Below are 19440 nucleotides of genomic sequence, written 5' to 3'. Positions count from 1 at the left end.
GATAATGGTACAATTGTATCAGGGAGGGAAAAATATGCCTGAAGAAGCCAGGAAAGAAATAGCTGCCGGGACAGATGAAATATTCTACCCCAGAGGTTTTGACCCATTCAATTACCTGGTCCAGCAGCTTAATAACATGGATGCACGCTGGGAAACCAGGTTTAGTAAGGTGGAAACCCAGTTTACCGAGTTAGAGAAAAAATTCGAAAGTCGGTTTGCCGAGTTAGAGAAAAAGTTTGAAGGTAGGTTTAACGAACTAGATAATAAATACGAAAACCGGTTTACCAGAATAGAAACAGAAATGGGGACGTTACGGCAAGCGATTGGTATTCTGCGGGAGGAAATGCTACGCGAATTCCGCAGTGTTCAGCGCTGGTCTTTTGGTACTATCGCAGCAGTAATAGTCGGATTTGTCGGTATTATCGCTTCCCTGCTCGCTATCCTGGCCAGGTTACCATAAAACCAGCTCTGGTAATTGAGCATTATCTGCCTGGAATATATTTCCAGGCGATCGTTTTTGTAGCTTATATACAAAAGCCCGGGACACCCCGGGCTCAGGAGTTGGTAGTTTTATTGTAATTCGACGATAAAAGCCTTTAGCCGCTCCAGGCCGGCTTCGATCTGGGTCATCGAGGTGGCATAGGATAGGCGTAAGAATGGGTCGGCGCCAAAGGCAATGCCAGGTACCACGGCTAACTGGTATTCATTAAGGAGAACCGTAGCCACGTCGGTAGAACTGGCCAGCACCTGGCCGCGGAAGCGGCGGCCAAATAGCTTGCCGATGTACGGGAAAACATAGAAGGCTCCACCGGGCTGGTTGCATTCTACTTCCGGCAGTTCCCTTAATCCTGCCAGGATGCGGTTGCGGCGCTTTTCAAATTCGCAGCGCATTGCCTCCACCGGTTCCTGGCTGCCGGTCAGGGCGGCCACCGCCGCCTTCTGGGCTATAGAAGTAGGGTTGGAAGTCGAGTGGCTCTGCAGGTCGGTCATGGCCTTGGCAATAGGCCGGGGAGCGGCGGCATAGCCAATCCGCCAGCCGGTCATGGCATAGGTTTTGGACACGCCGTCGATGACGATGGTGCGCTCTTTTATTTCCGGCCCCAGGGCGGCGATGCTGGTATGGTTGAGACCATCGTAGAGCAGGGCGGCGTATATTTCATCGGAAATAACCATCAGCCCATGGGCCAGGACTACTTCCGCTAGGGCTTCTAATTCGTTCCGGCTGTAGACCACCCCGGTGGGATTGCAGGGCGAATTAAGGATTAAGAGTTTGGTCCGGGGAGTCAGGGCTGCCTTCAGGGCCGCCGGGGTTAACTTGAAATCCGTAGTAGCATCGGTATTTACTACCACCGGTACTCCACCGGCCAGTTTAATTTGCTCGTAATAACTTACCCAGTAGGGAGCACTGATGATTACTTCATCCCCATCATTAAGTAAGACCTGCATGGCGTTGTAAAGGGAGTGTTTGGCGCCGCACGATACCACTATATCGGCAGGCTCATAGCTCAAACCCCGGTTTTTCAGGTTGTCACAGACTGCCTGGCGCAGTTCCGGGATCCCGGCCACGGGCGTGTAACGGGTAAAGCCGGCCTTCAAGGCGTCAATGGCTGCCTGCTTGATATGTTCGGGCGTGTCGAAATCAGGCTCACCGGCACTAAAGTTGATTACCTGAATACCTTTAGCCTTCATGGCTTTGGCCTGGGCATCTATAGCCAGGGTAGGAGATGGGCTGATGCCGGCAGCCCGCCGGGCAAGTTCCACCATAAATCCCTCCAGCGTTGATGATATTTTTATTATTTCTCTTACCGTTGAATTTGTAAAGGCTTTTTTACCTCTGGCCAGGACGGATTCTGTCGCCGGAACCGGACACCCTTCCCGCCTGGTTATCCCTTCCTGCCGGTGCTGCATGGTTCTAATCCTGCCAGAGGTGCATTCCTGGCTCTAAACTCATAATAAAGGCACCCGGCAGTTATCAGGGTTGCGCCTGCATCGGCAATAGGAGCGGCCCACCAGATACCTTCCAGCCCCCAAAACCGCGGCAGGATTAGCAGTAGAGGTATAAAGAGCAGTACCTGCCTCGACAGAGAAAGAATCGTAGCCTGCACCGGTTTTCCTACCGCCTGGAAATATCCTGCACCGACAATTTGAAATCCGATCACGGGGAGGACAAGAAAAAGTCTTTGCATGGCATGGCTGCCCAACTCTATTAACTGGACATCCCCACGGCTGAATAGCGCTATCAGATGTTCCGGCCAGATTCTAGTGAAAATATAGCCGGACCCCACAATTACCGTCGCCCAAAAGCTGGCCAGCTTTAAAGTGGCCTTAACCCGGTCAAATTGCCGGGCTCCGTAGTTAAAGCCGATGATCGGTTGCGCGGCCTGGGAGATTCCTATCACAGGCATGAACATAAAGGTCCCCAGGCTAAAAACAACGCCGACAGCAGCTACGGCCAGGTCTCCTCCATAAAAAGTAAGGCTCTTGTTGAAAAGCACCTGCTGCACGCTGTGTACCAATTGCAGGGCGAAGGGGGGAAAACCCACCGCAAAAATGTTAAGACACACAATCGGTTGCAGAGTAAAATTCTTCGAGCGCAACTTGATCAGGCTTTTCCCGGACAGGTAATAATAAAGGACCCAGCTGGCGGAGACCCCCTGGGAAATAACTGTAGCTAGAGCCGCGCCTTTAATCCCCATTTCCAGTAGGAAGATAGCTATATAATCGAGAAGAATATTGGTAATCCCGCCAATTAATATTGTGTACATGGCAATTACCGGCTGGCCCTCAGCCCGAATCATATTGCTCATGCCGAAGCCGATGGACATTAAAACATTACCTGTTAAAATTACTCGCAAATAATCCGCTGCATAAGGCATTACAACTTCGCTGGCTCCAAAGGCGGATAAAACGGGTTCTAAGAATCCCAGGAACAGAAGCGATAAAACTGCTGCAATTAAAACCAGCAATACCAGGCCGTTCCCGGCTATCTGTTCGGCCTCTTCCTTCCTGCGCTCACCAAGGCGGATGGATATTAATGAAGTAGACCCCATGCCGATAAGCATGGAAAAGGCCATCAGCACAATCATTACGGGAAAACTTATGGTTATCCCCGCGAGGGCCATGGAGCCTACTCCCCGTCCGACAAATATCCTGTCCACCACGTTATAAAGAGCATTTACCAGCATGCCTGTTATGGCGGGCAACGAAAATTTCCACAGCAGCTGACCGATGTTGCTTTCACCAAGCTGCTTCGAACTATCCATATTTTCTCAAACCCCTTTATAAATGCTTTATGTAGTGTTTTGAAATTGCATCTTCTATGTTACGCTTCCCCTTTGGGGAATTCTATCATAACTGCGGCTCAAGTCAATGTAGAATGCAAATTGTTTTTGATGAAAAATGAAATTTATGATATAAAATGAATATATGAGTAGACAGGTTTGTATGCACTTTATTGCTTGCATATTGTTGACCGCTTAAAAAATCTTAGCGGGATGGCCATGGGCTAAAGTTTTTTGTAAGTAACGTTAGTGATAATTACCGAGCAATGATCCTGTTAACCAGGCTCCCTATCTTTTCCACCCTAATTTCAATGGTATCGCCCACCTGCATGGGACCCACCCCTTCCGGCGTGCCGGTCATGATTACATCTCCGGGTAATAAGGTCATTACCTGAGAGATAAAACTCACCAGAAAAGGTATAGAAAAGATGAGCTGGGAAGTACGGCCGTCCTGCTTTAGTTCGCCGTTTAAAAAAGACTGGACGCGAAGGTCGGAAACGTCAATACCCCGCACAATATAGGGTCCAAGGGGTAAAAATGTATCGAAGCTCTTAGCCCTGGTCCACTGGCCGTCTTTCTGCTGCAAATCCCTGGCTGTAACGTCGTTTCCAACGGTATAGCCGAAAATATACTCCCAGGCTTCTTCTTCTTTTACATTATGGGCCTCACGGCCGATAACCACGGCCAACTCTGCTTCGTAATCAAGGCGTTTAACCACGGGCCAGTAAATTATATTTTCATTAGGGCCAATTACACAGGTTGACGGCTTGATAAAGATGACCGGCTCTTCCGGCACTTTCTCGGCCATTTCTTTAATATGATTGCTATAATTCAGCCCTACACATACAGCCTTACTGGGCCGGCAGGGAGCCAATAGACGCACTTCGTTTAAACTGAAGCACCGGCCATTTTCCCAGTGCTCCCCGAAAATATCACCTTCAAAGGCGACAATCGTCTCTCCCTCCAGGCGGCCGTAAAAGATATCTTTCCCGGCAGCAAAGCGAACCAATTTCTCGACTTTCACCATTACTTTTGCCTCCTTCTGCCCTTTTATTATCACAATAATATGTTTCAGGACCCCAGTTTATTTAGTTCAAACTCCGAGGATAAAATCCTCCTCATTGTTAAAAATAAAATTACCAGGGGTATTTAAAAAGCCTCCTCACGGGAGGCAGGAGGCTAAAATAGTTCCAAACTCAGGTCCAGGGCGGCAACGCTATGGGTCAGGGAGCCAACGGAAATATAGTCGACGCCGGTAGCCGCTACTTCCGCTACCCGGTCCAGGGTGATGCCGCCGGAAGCCTCTACTAAGGCCCGGCCGCCAATCACTTCTACGGCCCGGCGCATCTCCGGGGGAGACATGTTGTCCAGCATAATCAGCTCCACCCCAGCGGCCAGGGCCTCTTCGACCTGAGCCAGGTTTTCAACTTCCACTTCAATTTTCGTCGTCAGGGGAATAGCCCGGCGGACCCTGGCTACCGCCGCGGTAATACTCCCGGCCGCTTTAATATGGTTATCCTTAAGCAGGACGGCATCGCCCAGGTTCAAGCGGTGGTTTACCCCGCCCCCCATGCGGACAGCGTATTTATCCAGGAGGCGCAGGCCGGGAACGGTCTTGCGGGTATCGCAAATTTTTGCTTTATAGGGCTTAACCAGCTCTACATAACGGGCCGTCAGGGTAGCGATGCCCGAGAGGCGCTGGAGAAAATTTAAAGCCACCCTTTCGGCCCCGAGGATGGCCACCAGAGACCCCTCTACCAAGGCTACCCTTTGCCCGGCGGCAACCTGGCTCCCATCGGTTACCAGGGGTGTAAAGGTACAGCCCGGGGGTAGCAGCTGGAAGGCCAGTCCGGCTACCGGCAGGCCGGCAATAATGCCCTCCTGGCGGGCGATGATTTCCCCCCGGCCGCGGTCGGCAGGGGTAAAAAGGGCGCTGCTGGTCAGGTCTCCCGCGCCCAGGTCTTCTTCCAGGGCTCTTTTGACTATTTCTGTAACTGCGAGCATATTGAGCATGATTTAGCAATCCCCCTTCTACACGACCGGGACTTCCCTGGCTTCCTTCTCCCTGGCCAGCACCAGCCGTTTCCGGTAGGCGGGATCGGTTTCCGGGAAGTCCTCGCGGTAATGAGCGCCCCGGCTTTCCCGGCGCCAGGTGGCGGCAGTAATAATTAAATGGGCCACAGTCAGCATATTGCGGATCTCTACCGCCAGTCGATCCCGGGCTGGATAACCCAGTAACGGCCACCAAGATTCCAGGGTGCTGGCAGCCTCTTGTAAGCCCTCCCTATTGCGGATTAAACCTGCCCGCTGCTGCATAATTTCCTGGACGGCCAGCCAGTTGCCGGTATCCTCCTGGCCGCCATCTTTTAGCGTGTTGTATTTTAGCCGTGGACAGGGGGATGGCTTGAGTTCCTGGTTTAAAAGTTCGGCGGCTATCCGTCCGCCAAAAACCAGGCCTTCTAGCAGGGAATTGCTGGCCAGGCGATTGGCGCCGTGGACCCCGGTACAGGCCACTTCGCCGCCGGCATAAAGGCCGGTAATATTAGTCCGCCCGTTTAAGTCCGTTCGTACCCCGCCCATAAAGTAATGGGCCGCCGGGGCCACGGGCAACCATTCCTTTAGCGGGTCTAATCCCAGCTCCCGGCAGGTGGAGGTGATGGTGGGAAAACGGCGTTGCACCAGTTCGCCCTCGAGGTGGGTCAGGTCCAGATAAACGTGGCCGGACCCGTGCCGGGCCATCTCGCTGGCTACCGCCCGGGCGACGACATCCCGGGGGGCTAGCTCCCCCAAGGGGTGGTAGGCAGGCATAAACCTTTCGCCGGCCTGATTGCGTAAAATCGCCCCTTCACCACGGACGGCCTCGGAAATCAAGAAACCGGGTGCGCCGGGGTGCACCAGGACGGTAGGGTGAAACTGGTAAAACTCCACGTCCATGACCTCAGCCCCGGCGCGGTAGGCCATGGCCACGCCGTCGCCGGTAGCTACTGCCGGGTTGGTCGTAACGGGGTAAATTCGGCCGGCGCCGCCGCAGGCCAGGACAACAGCTTGAGCCAGGATAGCCTTCAGGGTTCCCGCTCCGGTTAACACCAGGGCGCCGCAGCAGCGGCCTTCAACAACCAGCAGGTCCAGGGCCATGGTCCCCGGCCACAGCTGAATGTTTGTGGCTCCTGCCGCCCTAGCTGCCAGGCCCTGCCAGATGATAGCCCCGGTGGCGTCGCCGCCGGCGTGAAGGATGCGCCGCCGGCTGTGGGCTCCTTCCTTACCCAGGGCTACCTTATCGCCTTCACGATCGAAGGGTATACCCCATTCAATCAGCTCCTGGACCCGTCCGGGCCCTTCTGTTACCAGCACCCTGGCGGCAGCAGGGTCCCCCAGGCCGGCAGCCGCCGTTAAAGTATCTTCCAGGTGTAATGCGGCGGAATCTTCCTCATTAATGGCAGCGGCAATTCCCCCCTGGGCCAGGTCGGTAGCGCATTCCGCCGGGTTATCTTTAGTTACCAGGACCACCCGGTAGCGTCCGGCTACCTTTAAAGCTGTATAAAGGCCGGCAATGCCGCTGCCGATAATCAAAATATCGGTCTCTTCCCGGGGTAAACCAGTAAGATTAAAATTGACGAGATAACGGGGAACCCTTTCCCAGTCCATACTTCAAATAATCTCTCCTCAAAGTAGACATTCATGCCGCCTGGACGGCACCAGCAGAGGATGAAAAAGGCAGCCGTAACAACTTGTTCCCCAAACCAGTAACTGCTCCTCATTTTGACCGGGCTTAGCTTTATCCTTAAAGCCAATTACACGGCCAGCATGCGCTCCAGGGCGCGGTAGGCCCGGCTGCGGATGGTTTCCGGCACCTGGACTACCGGCTGCATCTCCCGTAAGCAGCGGGCTATTTTCTCCAGGGTGGTAAGCTTCATATTAGGGCAAACCAGCCCCGGGGACAGGAGATAAAATTTTTTCTCCGGATTATCTAGCTGCAGGCGGTGGAGAATGCCCATCTCCGTACCGATTAGAAACTCTTTAGCCCTGCTTTCCCGGGCATATTTGATAATGGCCCCGGTACTGCCGACAAAGTCGGCCGCCCGGGCGACTTCCGGCCGGCACTCGGGATGGACCAGGATTTCGGCCTCCGGGTGGGCCGCCCTGGCCCTATCTAGCTCGTCGAGGGTTACCCGGTAATGGGTAAGGCAGCCGCCATCCCAGGGGATTATCTCTTTGTCGGTAAACCGGGCGACAAAACTGGCGAGATTCCGGTCCGGGACAAAAAGTATTCTTCGCCGGGTCAGGGACTGAACGACCGCCACGGCATTGCTGGAGGTACAGCAAATATCGCTTTCGGCTTTAACATCTGCTGAGGTATTAACATAACAGACTACCGCGGCATCCGGGTATCTAGCTTTAGCTTCCCGCAGGGCCTCGACATCAATGCTATCGGCCAGGGGACAGCCGGCCTGGCTGTCCGGCAGGAGGATTATTTTTTCTGGTGCCAGGATGCTGGCACTTTCCGCCATAAAGCGTACCCCGGCTAAAACTACCACCTTGGCCCTGGTAGTGGCAGCATAACGGCTGAGGGCCAGGGAATCGCCCACAAAATCCGCTATATCCTGGACGGCATCCTGCTGGTAATTATGGGCCAGGACTACCGCCTGGCGTTCTTTTTTTAGTTTTTCTATTTCTTGAACCAGTTCCGACATAAGTTCTCCCCTTCCAAAAGTGCTCAGGACCGTACGGACATCCCCGGTGTAATCTCCAATCCTAAAGATAGCCGCCAGACCAGTCCTGCTAGAGGTTAAATTTATTGGTTCTGTCTTATCAGCTGTCTTGTCACTTAAGGTTATTATAAATCCCGTTTATTACTCCGTCAAGAAAGGGGATTATTCTACCTGGCCGGGGAATAATAAAACCAACAGTAAATATGATTTTTGAAGGAAGGGAGGTTTTCTTTTGCACGTTAAAGTAGTAGAACTGGTGGGCGAATCGCCCCATAACTGGAAGGATGCCGTCCAGCAGGCAGTGGCTGAAGCTAGCCGGGAGGTAAAAAACATCTCTGGCGTAGAGGTTTATAACCTGACTGCCAATGTTAGAGACGGCAAACTAACCGAATTCAAGGCCAATGTGAAAATCGCTTATGCCGATCATAGCGCCGATCTATAAATGTAAGCCCCGGGAATCGCCGGGGCTTTATAGCAGCTAAAAACTCCAACCCAGGTACTTAACAATATAGCGGGCAAACTGACGAAAATCATCAAGGTGGTGGTTCATGATATCGGCCACTTTTTCCATATCTACCTTGCCATATTCATGGACCAGAATATTTCTAAATCCTGACATGCCGGAAATATCCCGGGCAAATTTTTCAGGTAAAACCCCTAGTTCGGCAAGTTCACCAAAAATATTGCTATATTCATCTACAATAATTCCTTCTTCAGCCAGGATATGCGTACCTATATCCAGTACAACCTGGATGCTTAGTTGCAAACCATGTTCTACGATCCAGGCTAGTTCCATATTTTTTTCCAGGTCAGGGGCCTTAACATGTTTATGCTTCTCCAGTTGAGCTAGATAACTTTCCAGCTGTTGCAATTTTCGATTGATAACGGCCGCATCAACCATCCCTTGCACCCCCAAAGCGTCCTTCGGCCATTCTCTTGTGCAGGTACTCCACTTGAATCTTCTGCATGGGCCGGAAATCAAGGTAATCCCGCATGGTTTTTTCGTGGAAAGTTATCCGAACCCGGGTATCGCGGCAGAATAGGAGTTTTCCATCCCGCAGGACACGAAAACGCAGGGGTAAAGGTGCTTCATTAAGGATAACAAAATCCAACGGTTCCCGCAGCTCCTGTCTCATGGCAACAAGCAACTCACTTTTATAACCATAGTGACCCACCGGCGGTAAACGGAGTTCATCCAGAAAAACGGCCACGTCTACATCACTCAGTTTATTCGCCGTTCCCCGGGCGTGGGAACCAAAGAGATAAGCAAACATAATTTCTTTTCTCGTTATCAAGGCCTCCCGCAAGCGTTCTTCCAGCGAAAGGGAAGTATTCTCCATTTAGCTCACCGCTTCGTTCCTACTATTATCTTGCGTTACAGGTATATTATACCATCGGCCTTCCGAAATGTCGAGCAGTCTTTATCGCTATCCCTGCCATACCTTGATATGCACCTTGCGCCGGCGGGGACCGTCGAATTCGCAGAAATAAATGCCCTGCCAGGTACCGAGCACCAGGTTGCCGTTATGGACAATCACCATCTGGCTGCTGCCCATGAGGGAGGTTTTGATGTGAGCCGGCGAGTTGCCTTCGCCGTGGCGGTAACCTCCCGCCGGAACAATTCTGGCCAGAGCCGCCAGGATATCGGCCGCCACATCCGGGTCGGCATTTTCATTTATAGTAACGCCTGCCGTCGTGTGGGGGACGTAGACCAGGCAAAGGCCTTCCTTTACACCCGCCTCCTGTACTGCTCTAGCTGCCAGGTGGGTAATATCAACCATGGCCTCTTTGCTTGGCGTCTGGAGATCAAAGGTAAAAAGCATCCTGTCCTGCCTCCCCAAAATTGCCGCCAACTTTGTCCGGCTTTTTCTTAAGGGCCAAGTTTCCAGCCTGCTCCCCTATCTTCTGATAACTCTATAGTACGGCCCTCCGGTTGCCTTTAAGGGCCCGGGCTTCCTCCAGGTAATTATAAATGGTATATTTTGAAACTGCCAGGGCCTGGGCTACCACATCCACCGCCCCCTTGACCAGGAAAATACCCCGGTCATCAAGCATTTCCACGGCCTTAACCTTTTCTTCCTTGGTCATGACCGGTACCGGTTTGCCCAGTTCCTGCAGGACGTTTTCCACTACGTTGTCAACCACTTCGTTAATGTCCCGGGCAAACTGCTCCTGGGTACGTTCAAAACCTGCTTCCGCCAGGTCCTTTAGCTGGCAAAAGTCTTCTAAAATATTTTTTGCCAGCTGGAACTCAGTAAGATCAAAGTTAATACACAGGCAACCAATGATCTTGCCGCTGTTATCACGGATAAAAATGGTGGAGGATTTCAAGACCTTACCGTCCTTGGTCCGGTTAAGATAGCCGATTAAATCCTCGGTGGCGTCACCGTAACGTTGCAGAGCTTCTAACACCAGGTTGGTAACCGGGGCGCCGATTTCTCTATTAGTCACCGATCCGGCTTTGAAAATAAGGGAACTGGACGGCTCGCTGAGATCATGAAGAACAACTTCACAATTTTTACCAAAGGTTGCTGCTATGCCTTGGGCAATAGGTTTCATAGCCTTAAGGGCCGGGTGGATTTGGTCGCTTGCCATGGTTAACCCCCTTGTTAACCTTTATGGTTAGTATTATACAAAAAAATACCTTATTTGTTGAGCTGTTCAAGGAAAATGACTAAGAAACGATTTAAAGCAGGTGTATTAGGCCTTTACCCTTCAGAAAGCAGAATTAACAGTTCAACTAACCCGGTGTTTAAAAAGAAAGGCCAGCTTAGCCGGCCCTAACAAATAAAACAAATAAATTATTCGTGTAAAAATTACTTTACTATTTCTACATTGATACCTTTGTTTCCGGTTTTACCAGTTCTCCCTCTCAAAGGCAAAAACTCCCAGTAACGCCAGAGATCGGCCCGCCGGCTTTTTAAGTCCTCTTTTTTAACAGCCTGCCCCAGGCGTTCCAGATCATAACGCACCAGCAGTGGAGAACCACACTGGCAGAGATTATGAATCTCTGTTGCTGTATAAGTACTGTGGCACCTCGGACACTCCAAGCAACGGACAAAACTCATCCTCTCTTCCTCCTCGAACGTCGCCTTGAGCTAAATGTACCTATAGCTAAATAATATTCCTCCTAGCGCTATTCTTGTTTACTCTAGTGTTTGCTTATCTCCGGCAACAACCGCGACTGCCTCAATCTCCACAAGTACATTTTTGGGTAACCGAGCCACTTCCACGCAGGAACGCGCCGGGGGTTCTTTGGCAAAATAACGGCTGTAAACTTCATTGATGACACCAAAATCATTCATATCCTTAATGTACAGTGTTATTTTAACAACGTCATCCAGGCTGGCTCCTGCAGCAGACAGCACGGCCTGCAAATTGGCCATCACCCTGGCCGTCTGCTCGGCCACCCCACCTTCCACAACCTGGCCGTTGGCCGGGTCAATGGGAATTTGACCGGAAGTAAAAATAATATTGCCAACTTTAATAGCCTGGGAATAAGGACCAATAGCTGCCGGTGCCCCATCAGTTGCAATAACATTTTTGAGCGACAACTAAACATCATCCTTTCAAGTTTGCCTAATATATCCTTTGGTTGGTAATTATTATTCGCCATTACTATAAATTTTCCTGCTGCATCTTACAATTTTTTTGTAATACTTGCTTGTTTTTTATGGGGATCTACTATTAAATTTTGCCTTGACACTATTAACAGAAGGTTGTACAATAAATGTGGTCTTACCACAGACCTCATACTTTATGCCTTCCAGATGAGTCCTTTTCTTACATTTCCGGAGAGGGGGAACCTGAAGTGGAAAAATTTTTTGTCCATGACAAGCGGGATACCGTTGGTGTGGCCGTGGCCGATATCCAGGCCGGCGAGACGGTTAGCGGATGGGTGATGGAAGACAACTCCATCATTACCGTAAAGGCCTTGAGCGACATCAAACTCGGCCACAAGATTGCCCTTAAGGACATCGCCAATGGTGAAACGGTAATCAAGTACGGCGAACCAATCGGCAAAACCGTAGCCCCCATTGCCAAAGGCGAACATGTCCACGTCCATAATTTAAAAACTGCGAGGTGGTAAAAATGACCGGGACCAAATTCATGGGCTACCGCCGGGAAAACGGTAGCGTCGGCGTCCGCAACCGGGTAGTTATTCTTCCCTTAGATGACCTTTCCAATGCTGCCGCCGAAGGTGTAGCCAAACTCATTGACGGCACCATCGCCCTGCCCCACCCCTATGGCCGCCTCCAATTCGGCGAAGACCTGGAACTCTTCTTCCGCACCTTAATCGGCACCGGCTCCAACCCCAATGTGGCGGCCTGCATCGTCATCGGAATTGAACCCAACTGGACCAACCGCGTGGTGGAAGGCGTCGCCAAAACCGGGAAACCCGTGGCCGGCTTTGCCATTGAGCGCTACGGCGACCTGAAGGTCATTGAAATGGCTTCCCGCAAGGCTATCGAATTTGTCCAGTATGCTACCGAATTGCAAAAAGAGGAATGCGATATCTCCGAACTGGTCGTCAGCATCAAGTGCGGCGAGTCCGACACCACCTCTGGATTAGCCTCCAATCCTTCCATAGGTAACGTTGTCGATCGCCTGGTCGATATGGGTGCCACCGTCCTCTTCGGCGAGACTTCCGAGCTTACCGGTGGCGAGCACCTGGTAGCCGCCCGTTGCGCCACCCCGGAGATCCGGGAACAGTTCATGCAGAGCTTTAAATCCTACAGCGACTTTATTATTTCCCAGGGCGTCGATCTCTGCGGCTCCCAGCCTACAGAAGGCAATATCGCCGGCGGCCTGACTACTATCGAAGAAAAGGCCCTCGGTAACATCCAGAAAATCGGCAGGCGGGCCCTGATCCAGGGCGTCCTCCAGCCCGCCGAAGCCCCCAAAGGTAAGGGTTTGTGGTACATGGAGACCTCTTCTGCCGGCGCTGAAGCCGTGACCCTTTTTGCTGCCGGCGGCTCGGTCCTGCACTTCTTCACCACCGGCCAAGGCAACATTGTCGGCAATCCCATCATCCCGGTAATCAAGATATCGGCCAACCCGGTAACGGTCAGTACCATGAGCGAGCACATTGACGTCGACCTGACAGGCCTGCTGCGCCGGGAAATGGACCTGGACGGTGCCGGCACCGCCATCCTGGATATGTTTATCCGTACCCTGAACGGCCGTTATACCTGCGCCGAGGCCCTGAGCCACAAGGAATTTATCCTCACCAAACTTTACCGCAGCGCTTAATATTATAGTATCCTTACCTGACGGCCAGGATGGCCGGCGGTATCATGGTAAAAATAATAATTGGGAGACGAAAAGCGATTGGCATTCGCTCCAGTCTCCCACTTTTTTATGTTTCACCCATTTTCTTTATCTGCCGGCGACGCCCCTTTGTTTCCCTCCGCCTGCAACAGTTCCCTGACTTTTTGCAAGGCCTGGCGCTCGATGCGGGAAATCTGCACTTGCGACAATCCCATACGGGCTGCCACTTCGGCCTGGGTTTTATCCTGGAAAAAACGCATGACCAGGACCCGCCGGTGTTTCTCCGGAATCTTTCGCAGCACTTCTTTTATAGCAATTTTATCCAGCCATGCTGTCTCTTCCCCTTCCTCTGTAGCCAGTTGGTCCAAAACGTAAATTGGATCGCCGTCATCCTGGTAAATGGTATCGTGGATGGACCCCGGCATCTGTACGGCTTCCAGGGCGGCTACTATTTCCTCCCGGGAAAGATCCATAGCTTCGGCTATTTCGCTAATAGATGGTTCCCGGCCCAGTTTTTTGGCCATTTCCTCACGGGTGCGGTTGACCTTGAAAGCTGTCTCCTTTAGAGAACGACTTACTTTAACGGTGCTATCATCGCGCAAAAACCGTCTGATTTCCCCTAAAATCATAGGAACGGCATAGGTGGAAAACCGCACCTGGTAGCTCAGGTCGAATTTGTCAATGGCTTTGATCAGGCCAATGGTGCCGATCTGGAACAGGTCCTCCAGCTCATAGTTGCGATGTTCAAAGCGCTGGACCAGGTTGAAAACCAGCTTGAGGTTGCAATTAATCAACCGCTCCCGGGCTTCTTTATCCCCCGCCTTGGCCCGGCGTAACAGCTCTTCTGTTTCAGCCTCAGACAGGAGGGGAAAGCGGGGCAGGTTCATTTCCGACAAGCGCACTTTAAATCGCCACCCCGGTTACTTTCCAGCCTCTCCTTTGAAGGCTTTAAACATCTTCACCCGCGTCCCCCGGTTGACCTCCGAGGTCACTTCCAGGTCATCCATGAAGGATTGCATAAAGGCGAAGCCCAGCCCCATCCTTTCGGGATCAGTGGAGTAGGCCGGTTGCATGGCCGTGGCCACATCGGGAATACCGCAGCCTTTATCCTCCACGGTAATTACCAGCCCCGCTGCCGTGCGCTCCACGGCCACCCGTACTATACCCCGGGGTTCTCCTCGATAACCGTGGATGATGGCATTGGACACCGCTTCGGAAACCGCAACTTTAATCTCTTCCAGTTCATTCAAGGTCATATCTACCTGGGCGGCAAAGGTGGCAACCGCCACCCTGGCCAGGCCTACGTTTTCCGGCAGGCTCAAAAACTCCAAGGCCATACTGTTTTTAACTTGCGCCTCACCAGCCATCAGTCAACCCCTCCCGCAGTTTCTGGCCCATCGGGATGGATGGTCATAATTTTACTAAGGCCGGATATTTCCAGCAACCGCCTTACCTGGGGCTGGGGCCGGCAAATGACCACCCTGCCTCCCTGCTTCTTTAAATCCCGGTAACGGCCCAGGATTACCCCCAGCCCTGAACTATCCATAAAGGTAACTCCTTCCAGATCCAGCAGCAATACTTCTGGGCGGGCGTGATCCAGGCTGGCTTCCAGTTCCCGGCGCAAAGCGTCGGCGCTTTCCAGGTCAACTTCTCCCTTGACCCGCGCCCAGAGTTCTTTACCTTCCATGCTAAAAAATACCTGCAAAGGAAAAACCCCCTCGTTACGATCTCCGAAGGGGTTAATTCGCTCTTCACCGGCTTTCTTCCTGCTAAATAATGGTAAAATTATTGTCGAATGGTGAAAACGGCCCGGATTGCCCTGGTAATCTCCTGGCCCAGGGATGCCCTGGCTACCCCTTCGCCGGTCACCAGGTCGACGTGGTCGATCTCTTTACCATCCCTGAAGACCGTCACCTGGCCGACCTTCTGACCCTCATTAACGGGAGCATTTAAAAGCGGCGGTAAATCTACCCTGGCAGTTACCTTTTCGGCCTTGCCCCGGATGCGGCTAACCCGCGCCCCAACTTTAGCCGTGGTGATGGCTTTGACCTGTTCCACTCGGCCCTTGCCTACCGGTACGGTGGCTACTACCTGGCCGGGGCCATAGAGCTGCTGGAAGGCCCACTGTTTATAGGCCCAGTTATAAAGCTTCATGGAATCGGTGAAATTGCCCCGGGGGGTTTCCACGCCCATAACTACGGCGATTAAACGCAGGCCATCCCTTTCGACCGTTGATACCAGGTTCAAGCCGGCGGCATCGGTAAAGCCGGTTTTAAAGCCGTCGGTACCCGGGTACCAGTAAAGCATTTTATTTGTATTGTCCAGGATGGACAAGGGTTCCCGGCGGAAGGTGTAACGTTTGATAGAGGTCCACTCCCTGATTTTGGGGTACTTCAAGGCATAACGGGCAATAACAGCCATATCGTAGGCGGAAGTATAGTTTTGCTCATCATGGAGGCCATGGCAGTTGGCAAAATGAGTATTTTTCAAGCCCAGTTCTTTGGCCTTAGCATTCATCATGGCCACAAAGGCTTCCTCCGAGCCGGCCAGGTGTTCGGCCACGGCCACTGCCGCGTCGTTGGCCGAAGCCACGGCGATGGCAATGAGCATCTGCTCAAGGGGGAAAGTCTCCCCCGCAGCCAGGAAGACTTCCGAACCGCCAAAACTTTCAGCCCGCTCGCTGGTCTGCACCGGTTCATCCAACCTGGCCTGGCCATTGGCCACCATGTCCATGGCTACTATCATAGTCATCAGCTTGGTCATGCTGGCCGGGTAGTAACGGGCATGGGCATTCTTCTCCCAGAGGACCTCCCCCGTCTGGGGGTCCATAAGGATGGCCCCTTTGGCGTTCAGGGTCAGGCTTGCTGCTGCTTGGTTGCCTGCAGCAGCCTGCGCCGGTTGTGCATCCGCCGGCAGGGCCCCGGCCGCGTCTGTTGGCCCCGAACTTGCAGCCAGCAGTAACCCTGGAAGCAAGCACAGTCCCAGGATGACCGCCAGTAGTAGAACTCCTGTTTTACGCACCCCACCGCCCTCCTCGCCAGGCTTGTTCTCTTTTAACTTATATTAGCGAGAGGGGGAAAATATGAGCATTTATTACATCAATATAGAAGCAAAACTCTCCCCGGCCAGGTTATAGGGGACATCCAAAAGATCGGCAACAGTAGCCCCCAGGTCGGCAAAGGTAGGGCGCACGCCAATATTTACTGGCCTGATTTGCCTCCCACAAACCAGAAGGGGGACATACTCCCGGGAGTGATCGGTGCTGGGGGTGGTGGGGTCGCAACCGTGGTCGGCGGTAAGCACCAGGACATCATTCTCGTTTAACGCCTCGAGCAACTCCGGCAGGCGCCGGTCAAAGGCCTCCAGGGCGGCAGCATAGCCGGCCACGTCGTTGCGGTGGCCATAGCGCATATCAAAATCCACCAGGTTGGTGAAAATAAGGCCGCGGCCGCCTTCTCGCATGAAGTTACACGTCTGATCGACGCCGTCCATATTATCATGGGTATGAATCCAGCGGCTGATGCCCCGGCCGGCAAAGATATCTTTTATTTTACCGACCGCCATGACCTGGAGGCCGGCGCTTATGACGGCATCCAGCAGTGTAGGCCGGGGCGGCTCCAGGGAAAAATCCTGGCGCCGGTCCGTACGAATGAAATGCCCCGGTTCCCCGACAAAGGGCCGGGCAATTACCCGGCCTACCGCGTGTTCACCCGTCAGCAGTTGCCGGGCAATTTTACAGTAACGGTAGAGTTCCTGGACGGGGATAACGTCTTCATGGGCTGCTATCTGGAAGACACTGTCGGCCGAGGTGTAAACAATGGGGTAACCGGTGCGCATATGTTCGACGCCCAGTTCCTCAATAATAACCGTACCGGAGGCCGGTTTGTTGCCCAGGACCTTGCGGCCGATGGCCTTTTCAAAGGGCTCGATGATCTCTGGGGGGAAGCCGTGGGGATAAAGAGGGAAGGGACGCTCTAAAATCAGGCCGGCCAGCTCCCAGTGACCGCTGGTAGTATCCTTACCGGCCGTCCGGGAAGCCATTTTTCCATAGGCGGCTGCAGGTGCGGCTACCGGGGCAATGCCCTTGAGGGGAATAATATTGCCCAGTCCCAGCCGGGCCATATTCGGCAGGTGCAGGTCCACCGTAGCGGCGATATTCCCCAGGGTATTGCTGCCCTCGTCGCCAAATTTTCCGGCATCTGGCAGTTCACCTACACCAACGCTGTCGAGAACGATGATTATAACGCGATCGATGGCCATTGCAGCTATTGCCTCCATAAATGTTCTCACGCCCGCGGGTGGGTCCGGTCGTACACCTCGCGAATCTTTTTCCTGGTAAGATGGGTGTAAATCTGGGTTGTACCAATATCGGCATGGCCCAAAAGCTCCTGGACCGAACGCAGGTCAGCGCCATTTTCCAGCAGGTGGGTGGCAAAGGAATGGCGCAAGGTATGGGGCGTAATTTCCTTTTTCAAGTTGGCCGCCCGGGCATATCCTTTAAGAATTTTCCAGCAGCCCTGGCGGGAAAGGCGCCGACCGTGCTGGTTGACAAAAAGGGCCGGCTCCATCTTCTTTTTGATTAGTTTCCCCCGCCCGTTCTCCAAGTATGTCCGCACGTGAAAACAGGCCACCTGGCCCATGGGAACCACCCTTTCCCGCGACCCCTTGCCCAGGCAGCGGATAAATTCCCCCTCCAGGTTGACCTGGTCCACATTGAGGGCCACCAGTTCCGAGACCCGCAGGCCTGTGGCATAAAGCAATTCCAGCATGGCCTTATCCCTTAAACCCGCAGGCGTATCCGGGCGCGGCTGGCTGAGGAGCCTCTCAACTTCATCCACTGTCAATACCTGGGGTAGTTTTTTTATTTGCCGCGGGGATTCCAGGTTGGCCGTAGGATCGCTATCCACCAGGCGTTCCCTTAATAAAAAGTGGTAAAAGGATTTTAAGGCAGCCAGGTGCTGGGAAATCGTCGCCGGTGACCGGCCTTCCTGCTGCAGTTTCACCAGGTAGGCTACCAGTAAGCCATGATTAACCTCGCGCAAAGATTTTACCTTGCTATTTTCCAGGTACTGCAAAAATTGTTGCAGGTCACTGTTATAGGAAGCCAGGGTATTTTCCGCCAGTCCCCTTTCTACCACCAGATAGTAAAGGAATTCATCCACCAGCTCACGCACGGCGCACCACCATTCCCCTTAAGTTTACCAGATTATTTCCACATGTACAGGTAAAAGTCCTCCATCGTCACCAAAAAAAGCCATAAAAAACCCGCCTGCTAAAGGCGGATCTTTCTACCACTTATTCACCCCGGTAAAAGCTCCTTAATTTCTCTAATAATCCCTCCAGGTGGGCTGCTTCCCCTGCCGCTGGGGCAGCAGCCGGCTGATCCTGCTGCCGGACGGCAGCCGGGGTGTTGCTTTGCCCTGCCAGGTTGGACCGGCCACTGCCTACCATCTGGCCCAGCAAGACAGCGGCCACCAGTATAGCTGCCAGCAGCCAGACAAGCTTTTGCCGCCATTTACTAATGGTAACAACAATCATCCCCTATCCCTCCAAACTTTTAAAAATAATTGAGTACCACCCTGACAAAAACCGGCGCGAGATATGCCTCCACCAGGCCCCCGCCCGCTACCAGCAGCGTGACCAGCAGCATAAAAATGGAATAGTTTAAAAATCGCGGTAAAATGCCCCTTTCATTAAAGCTTCGCCCGTGCATTAAACTGGTAGAAAAGGAAATGCCCAGCATAGCCGCCACAAATAAGGCCGGAATCTGGATAAGGTTAGGTGGCATGATGGCCATCAGCGACAGGGCCACACCATGGATGGCTTTCTGCTGCACCAAAAAACCGACAGTGAAACCAAGGATAAAGCCCTTTAAGAAGACAACGACAATAATCAAAGGTATGCCAATTACCGTTAAGCCCAAAAACCATACCAGGCCGATCTCTTTAAGGGCATTGATAATGGCCTGTTGAACGACTTTATACCCGCTTATATCGCTGCTGTTAAATTGCTGCAAGAGGTTATCCAGGTAGGCGGCCAGCTGGAGCACCTGCTGTTCCTCGAGGAAGTAAAGGGTAACTGTTCCGGCAATAATTCCTCCCAGGAAAAAGAAAAATATGACCAGATATAAGCCCAGGTTGTCCCTGATGTGCCTGGCAAGGGCCCTTTCCACCTCATTC

At 52.6% G+C, this 19440-nt stretch carries 24 protein-coding genes; 4 read left to right on the top strand and 20 right to left on the bottom strand.

What is annotated here, in order from left to right; all coding sequences use genetic code 11:
- Window positions 1–34 precede the first annotated feature (34 nt).
- Window positions 35–460, top strand: a complete 426-nt coding sequence (locus tag FLZ89_RS12155; protein WP_141305062.1) for a hypothetical protein — start codon at window positions 35–37, stop codon at window positions 458–460.
- Between the two features lie 110 nt (window positions 461–570).
- On the opposite strand, the gene FLZ89_RS12150 is transcribed toward FLZ89_RS12155, so the two are convergent.
- The 6 genes from FLZ89_RS12150 to nadA form a co-directional block, all read right to left on the bottom strand.
- Window positions 571–1761, bottom strand: coding sequence for a pyridoxal phosphate-dependent aminotransferase (locus FLZ89_RS12150; protein WP_141265254.1), 1191 nt, complete (start codon window positions 1759–1761; stop codon window positions 571–573).
- 122 nt (window positions 1762–1883) lie between these two features.
- Window positions 1884–3263, bottom strand: a complete 1380-nt coding sequence (locus FLZ89_RS12145) for an MATE family efflux transporter (RefSeq protein ID WP_141264913.1) — start codon at window positions 3261–3263, stop codon at window positions 1884–1886.
- A 274-nt stretch (window positions 3264–3537) separates the two neighbouring features.
- The gene (locus FLZ89_RS12140; RefSeq protein ID WP_141264914.1) at window positions 3538–4308 is read right to left on the bottom strand and encodes a fumarylacetoacetate hydrolase family protein; all 771 of its coding nucleotides are present in this window, start codon (window positions 4306–4308) and stop codon (window positions 3538–3540) included.
- A gap of 152 nt (window positions 4309–4460) precedes the next feature.
- Window positions 4461–5294 (bottom strand): carboxylating nicotinate-nucleotide diphosphorylase, encoded by an 834-nt coding sequence (gene nadC / locus FLZ89_RS12135; protein ID WP_141264915.1) that lies wholly within the window; start codon window positions 5292–5294, stop codon window positions 4461–4463.
- Window positions 5295–5312: 18 nt separating this feature from the next.
- Window positions 5313–6926 carry an L-aspartate oxidase gene (nadB, locus tag FLZ89_RS12130; RefSeq protein WP_141305061.1) on the bottom strand — a complete coding sequence of 538 codons (1614 nt, stop codon included), beginning with the start codon at window positions 6924–6926 and terminating at the stop codon, window positions 5313–5315.
- A 146-nt stretch (window positions 6927–7072) separates the two neighbouring features.
- The gene (gene nadA / locus FLZ89_RS12125) at window positions 7073–7972 is read right to left on the bottom strand and encodes a quinolinate synthase NadA (protein ID WP_141264917.1); all 900 of its coding nucleotides are present in this window, start codon (window positions 7970–7972) and stop codon (window positions 7073–7075) included.
- 250 nt (window positions 7973–8222) lie between these two features.
- Here nadA and FLZ89_RS12120 point away from each other — a divergent pair, with 250 nt between their 5' ends.
- The gene (locus tag FLZ89_RS12120) at window positions 8223–8432 is read left to right on the top strand and encodes a dodecin family protein (RefSeq protein ID WP_083476461.1); all 210 of its coding nucleotides are present in this window, start codon (window positions 8223–8225) and stop codon (window positions 8430–8432) included.
- A gap of 36 nt (window positions 8433–8468) precedes the next feature.
- On the opposite strand, the gene hepT is transcribed toward FLZ89_RS12120, so the two are convergent.
- The 6 genes from hepT to FLZ89_RS12090 form a co-directional block, all read right to left on the bottom strand.
- A complete protein-coding gene (gene hepT, locus FLZ89_RS12115) occupies window positions 8469–8891 on the bottom strand; it encodes a type VII toxin-antitoxin system HepT family RNase toxin (RefSeq protein ID WP_141264918.1) in 423 nt (140 codons plus the stop codon).
- A complete protein-coding gene (mntA, locus tag FLZ89_RS12110; protein ID WP_141264919.1) occupies window positions 8884–9330 on the bottom strand; it encodes a type VII toxin-antitoxin system MntA family adenylyltransferase antitoxin in 447 nt (148 codons plus the stop codon). Before mntA ends, hepT begins: the two co-directional genes overlap by 8 nt.
- Before the next feature lie 87 nt (window positions 9331–9417).
- Entirely contained in the window at window positions 9418–9813 is a 396-nt protein-coding gene (locus tag FLZ89_RS12105) for a secondary thiamine-phosphate synthase enzyme YjbQ (RefSeq protein ID WP_141264920.1), read from the bottom strand.
- Between the two features lie 91 nt (window positions 9814–9904).
- Window positions 9905–10585 (bottom strand): helix-turn-helix transcriptional regulator, encoded by a 681-nt coding sequence (locus tag FLZ89_RS12100; RefSeq protein WP_141305060.1) that lies wholly within the window; start codon window positions 10583–10585, stop codon window positions 9905–9907.
- Between the two features lie 221 nt (window positions 10586–10806).
- The gene (locus FLZ89_RS12095) at window positions 10807–11058 is read right to left on the bottom strand and encodes a hypothetical protein (RefSeq protein WP_141305059.1); all 252 of its coding nucleotides are present in this window, start codon (window positions 11056–11058) and stop codon (window positions 10807–10809) included.
- A 78-nt stretch (window positions 11059–11136) separates the two neighbouring features.
- A complete protein-coding gene (locus FLZ89_RS12090) occupies window positions 11137–11544 on the bottom strand; it encodes a RidA family protein (RefSeq protein WP_141264924.1) in 408 nt (135 codons plus the stop codon).
- Between the two features lie 257 nt (window positions 11545–11801).
- Between FLZ89_RS12090 and FLZ89_RS12085 the strand changes: the two genes are divergently transcribed.
- Together FLZ89_RS12085 and FLZ89_RS12080 are read left to right on the top strand one after the other, a co-directional pair.
- On the top strand, window positions 11802–12080 hold the full coding sequence (locus FLZ89_RS12085; protein WP_253256478.1) for a UxaA family hydrolase: 279 nt from the start codon (window positions 11802–11804) through the stop codon (window positions 12078–12080).
- A gap of 2 nt (window positions 12081–12082) precedes the next feature.
- Entirely contained in the window at window positions 12083–13243 is a 1161-nt protein-coding gene (locus FLZ89_RS12080) for a UxaA family hydrolase (protein ID WP_141305058.1), read from the top strand.
- A 113-nt stretch (window positions 13244–13356) separates the two neighbouring features.
- On the opposite strand, the gene sigF is transcribed toward FLZ89_RS12080, so the two are convergent.
- From sigF to spoIIM, 8 genes are all read right to left on the bottom strand, one after another.
- Entirely contained in the window at window positions 13357–14148 is a 792-nt protein-coding gene (gene sigF, locus FLZ89_RS12075) for an RNA polymerase sporulation sigma factor SigF (protein WP_172613724.1), read from the bottom strand.
- A 33-nt stretch (window positions 14149–14181) separates the two neighbouring features.
- Window positions 14182–14628, bottom strand: a complete 447-nt coding sequence (gene spoIIAB / locus FLZ89_RS12070; protein WP_141264928.1) for an anti-sigma F factor — start codon at window positions 14626–14628, stop codon at window positions 14182–14184.
- Entirely contained in the window at window positions 14628–14966 is a 339-nt protein-coding gene (locus FLZ89_RS12065) for an STAS domain-containing protein (RefSeq protein ID WP_141264929.1), read from the bottom strand. The genes spoIIAB and FLZ89_RS12065 overlap by 1 nt, the downstream gene beginning before the upstream one ends.
- 80 nt (window positions 14967–15046) lie before the next feature.
- Window positions 15047–16282 carry a D-alanyl-D-alanine carboxypeptidase family protein gene (locus FLZ89_RS12060; RefSeq protein WP_141305057.1) on the bottom strand — a complete coding sequence of 412 codons (1236 nt, stop codon included), beginning with the start codon at window positions 16280–16282 and terminating at the stop codon, window positions 15047–15049.
- Window positions 16283–16354: 72 nt separating this feature from the next.
- Window positions 16355–17515 carry a phosphopentomutase gene (locus tag FLZ89_RS12055; protein WP_172613723.1) on the bottom strand — a complete coding sequence of 387 codons (1161 nt, stop codon included), beginning with the start codon at window positions 17513–17515 and terminating at the stop codon, window positions 16355–16357.
- A 32-nt stretch (window positions 17516–17547) separates the two neighbouring features.
- The gene (gene xerD / locus FLZ89_RS12050; protein WP_141264932.1) at window positions 17548–18435 is read right to left on the bottom strand and encodes a site-specific tyrosine recombinase XerD; all 888 of its coding nucleotides are present in this window, start codon (window positions 18433–18435) and stop codon (window positions 17548–17550) included.
- A 121-nt stretch (window positions 18436–18556) separates the two neighbouring features.
- The gene (locus FLZ89_RS12045) at window positions 18557–18799 is read right to left on the bottom strand and encodes a hypothetical protein (protein WP_141264933.1); all 243 of its coding nucleotides are present in this window, start codon (window positions 18797–18799) and stop codon (window positions 18557–18559) included.
- A gap of 19 nt (window positions 18800–18818) precedes the next feature.
- Window positions 18819–19433 (bottom strand): stage II sporulation protein M, encoded by a 615-nt coding sequence (gene spoIIM / locus FLZ89_RS12040; protein WP_141264934.1) that lies wholly within the window; start codon window positions 19431–19433, stop codon window positions 18819–18821.
- Window positions 19434–19440: the final 7 nt, after the last annotated feature.

Origin of the sequence: Moorella sp. E306M (genome assembly GCF_006538385.1) — a bacterium.
Lineage (GTDB): Bacteria > Bacillota > DSM-521 > Neomoorellales > Neomoorellaceae > Neomoorella.
This window is presented reverse-complemented; position numbering and strand designations above follow the sequence as displayed.

Coding starts and splice junctions, on each gene's coding strand:
- FLZ89_RS12155 (WP_141305062.1), top strand. CDS start 35: ATGCCTGAAGAAGCCAGGAAAGAAATAGCTGCCGGGACAGATGAAATA.
- FLZ89_RS12145 (WP_141264913.1), bottom strand. CDS start 3,263: ATGGATAGTTCGAAGCAGCTTGGTGAAAGCAACATCGGTCAGCTGCTG.
- FLZ89_RS12140 (WP_141264914.1), bottom strand. CDS start 4,308: ATGGTGAAAGTCGAGAAATTGGTTCGCTTTGCTGCCGGGAAAGATATC.
- nadC (WP_141264915.1), bottom strand. CDS start 5,294: ATGCTCAATATGCTCGCAGTTACAGAAATAGTCAAAAGAGCCCTGGAA.
- nadB (WP_141305061.1), bottom strand. CDS start 6,926: ATGGACTGGGAAAGGGTTCCCCGTTATCTCGTCAATTTTAATCTTACT.
- nadA (WP_141264917.1), bottom strand. CDS start 7,972: ATGTCGGAACTGGTTCAAGAAATAGAAAAACTAAAAAAAGAACGCCAG.
- hepT (WP_141264918.1), bottom strand. CDS start 8,891: ATGGTTGATGCGGCCGTTATCAATCGAAAATTGCAACAGCTGGAAAGT.
- mntA (WP_141264919.1), bottom strand. CDS start 9,330: ATGGAGAATACTTCCCTTTCGCTGGAAGAACGCTTGCGGGAGGCCTTG.
- FLZ89_RS12105 (WP_141264920.1), bottom strand. CDS start 9,813: ATGCTTTTTACCTTTGATCTCCAGACGCCAAGCAAAGAGGCCATGGTT.
- FLZ89_RS12100 (WP_141305060.1), bottom strand. CDS start 10,585: ATGGCAAGCGACCAAATCCACCCGGCCCTTAAGGCTATGAAACCTATT.
- FLZ89_RS12095 (WP_141305059.1), bottom strand. CDS start 11,058: ATGAGTTTTGTCCGTTGCTTGGAGTGTCCGAGGTGCCACAGTACTTAT.
- FLZ89_RS12080 (WP_141305058.1), top strand. CDS start 12,083: ATGACCGGGACCAAATTCATGGGCTACCGCCGGGAAAACGGTAGCGTC.
- sigF (WP_172613724.1), bottom strand. CDS start 14,148: ATGAACCTGCCCCGCTTTCCCCTCCTGTCTGAGGCTGAAACAGAAGAG.
- spoIIAB (WP_141264928.1), bottom strand. CDS start 14,628: ATGGCTGGTGAGGCGCAAGTTAAAAACAGTATGGCCTTGGAGTTTTTG.
- FLZ89_RS12045 (WP_141264933.1), bottom strand. CDS start 18,799: ATGATTGTTGTTACCATTAGTAAATGGCGGCAAAAGCTTGTCTGGCTG.